The sequence below is a fragment of the Candidatus Zixiibacteriota bacterium genome (assembly GCA_022865345.1).
In the GTDB taxonomy this organism is placed as follows: Bacteria; Zixibacteria; MSB-5A5; order MSB-5A5; family RBG-16-43-9; genus RBG-16-43-9.
The window spans coordinates 1-2,506 of the sequence record JALHSU010000165.1; the positions used below are offsets into that span (position 1 = coordinate 1).

Here is a 2,506-nt window from a genome sequence, read left to right on the forward strand (position 1 = left end):
CTGCCGGAGTTTCCATTGGTGATGTCGTTGGTGGAAAGGAAATCCACCGGGACATCTCCGAGGGATTTGTTTAGATAAGAACCGAAATCCTTTTTCTTATAGACCTCTTGCAACTCTTTTGGAGCATCAAAAGGCTCCTCTCCGGTATTTTTCTCCATCCCTCCGGTGAGTGTGGTTATATATTTATAAATCACTGCGTCTCTCGGAATGTAACCCTTAACCTCACCATAGTTAAAGCGGATAGTCCCATTTGCATCCGGGTAAGAGGTTCCCTTTTTCCACTCTAAATATGCCTGAATCAGTTTAGGCCTTAGCCGGTTAAGTGCTCCGGAGAATGTTTTGTTCCTGATCCTCATCTCTTCCCGATCCTTTTCCAGATCTTTAGCAAAGTTGATAAAAGGGTCATTCAGTTTTAACAGCTTTTTATTGGTCATATCATACATCTTCAGACGATCCTCCGCAGAGCCGAGCTTGGTGTTTCCGTAGAGGAAGGAAACGAACTGTTCCAGAACCTTATTTTTATCCTGACCTTCTTTCCCCTGAAAAATCTTCTCTACTGCCTGGATCTTCTGGCCAGGGGGGAGTTGAACTGCTTTTTCCAGAAAGTAAATCAAAAGCTGCTCATCTGCTGAGGGGACCAAATTCACCTGGGCATCTTTGAACCCCTCTTTTGTATCCGCAGTATCACGGTTTTGATAACCCATCTCCCTTTCAGGATCCTTTTTCTCCTTTTCTAAGCTCCATTTGTAGATGGTGGAAGCGAAATCCAGGAATTCACACTGGTAGCTCATCCAGCCAATAAGAAAATCTTTATCCTGATATTTCTTATTCTCTGTATATAAACTTTCCAGCTCAGGCAAAACCTGCCCATATTTTACCTTAAGGTCTGGTTTTTCGCTTAAGAACTTAGTAAGCGACTTTTCGTTATCTATTTTCTGCTGCAGCAGTCCGGATTTTTTGAAACCATCTAACATCCCCTGATTTTTTTTCAGATAATTATATAAGCCAATTTTGAGCTTAGAGGATAGCCTGAGAGCAACAGAGGAATCCTCAGCCGAGGCTTTTTCTAAGATTGCAATTATCTCCTTGCGCGTGCGGATATCTCTGGGATAATCATGATTCACCATCTCGTCTACTGAAAATGAGCTCTCATAGCGCCTGGTCGTTCCAGGGAACCCGATCAGCATTACAAAATCCCCCTCTTTTACTCCGGCAGAGGAGACCTTGAGAAAGGTCTTTGAATTATAAGGGACATTGTCTTTAGAATATTCTGCTGATTTACCATCTTTGGAAACATAGGCACGCAGGATTGAAAAATCTCCTGCATGCCTGGGCCACATCCAGTTATCTATTTCTCCGCCATAATCTCCAACGGAACGGGGTGGTGCAAACACCAGCCTGATATCCCTTATCTTGAAATAAGTATATAGATAATACTCTTTCCCCCCGTACATACCCGCCAGCCTGCACCTTGTGTCTTCACCCTTTTCACACTCTTTGATGATTTTTTTGGAGGCTTTCTCAATCGCCTTATACCTTTCCAGGTCAGTCATCTTATTATTGACTGCACCTAAAACTTTAGGCGTGACAATCTCAAAAGACTTGAGCACATAAGCATTATATCCTATGGCTGGTATCTCCTCTTCTTTCGTCTTAGCATAAAAACCATCTCTCAGATAATTATATTCCGGCGTACTCGCCCTCTGGATTGCGCCAAATGCCACATGATGGTTGGTGATGATCAGTCCCTCAGGAGAAACAAAAGAGGCGCTCGCACCCAATTGCACGATCGCGTCCGAAAGTCCACCCCCTTTTGGATTATATATCTCTTCAGGATTTAGCTTTAACCCCTTAGCCTTCAGGCTGTCAATAGGTAACTTATCAATCTGGTCCAAAAGCCACATTCCCTCGTCTGCCAATGAATTTGAAAACAGAAAGCCCACCAGAAAAAGAAAAGTCAAAAAGATTTTTTTATACATAGCTCCACCATCCAAAATTTCTTCTATAATAACGATTTTCGCAAAATAAACAAGGGGGAAATCCTCAGGATGCTCTTGGTTGTGGAAAGTCATTTTTTCAGAGCGGAATTTTTCTCTGAAAGTAGCAAGCTGGCTGCTTTGTCCAGCAAGAAGAACAATCTTCCGTTTTCCGTTCGAACCCGTGAAGCTGGCAAATCACTTTGAGGATTTTCCAGGACCTCTCTTATGATTTCAGCCTTGTTTTCTCCAAGCACTAAGAAAATTATGTTCCTGGTATGGTTAATAACGGGTAGAGTCAAGGTAACCCGCTCATGTCTTTCGTTATCCAAATGAACAGCTGCGGTAAGACGGTGCGTTTCTAAAAGCGCGGAATCTCCTGGAAAAAGCGAAGCGGTGTGCCCTTCCTCTCCTATGCCGAGTATGATCAGATCAAATTGAGGGAACTTATCTTCCTTTAATCGAAAAAAAGTCTTTATCTCCTCCTCATACCTCTTAGCCGAGATCTCGGGTGTCTTATAAATATGGAC

The 2,506-nt window shown here is 42.9% G+C and carries 2 protein-coding genes; both read right to left on the reverse strand.

What is annotated here, in order from left to right; genetic code table 11:
- On the reverse strand, nucleotides 1-1,979 hold a 1,979-nt coding region (locus MUP17_08010), incomplete at its 3' end, for a S46 family peptidase (GenBank protein ID MCJ7458921.1).
- Nucleotides 1,980-2,068: 89 nt separating this feature from the next.
- Nucleotides 2,069-2,506, reverse strand: a 438-nt coding sequence (locus tag MUP17_08015; protein MCJ7458922.1) for a 6-phosphogluconolactonase, incomplete at its 5' end; no start/stop codon positions are given.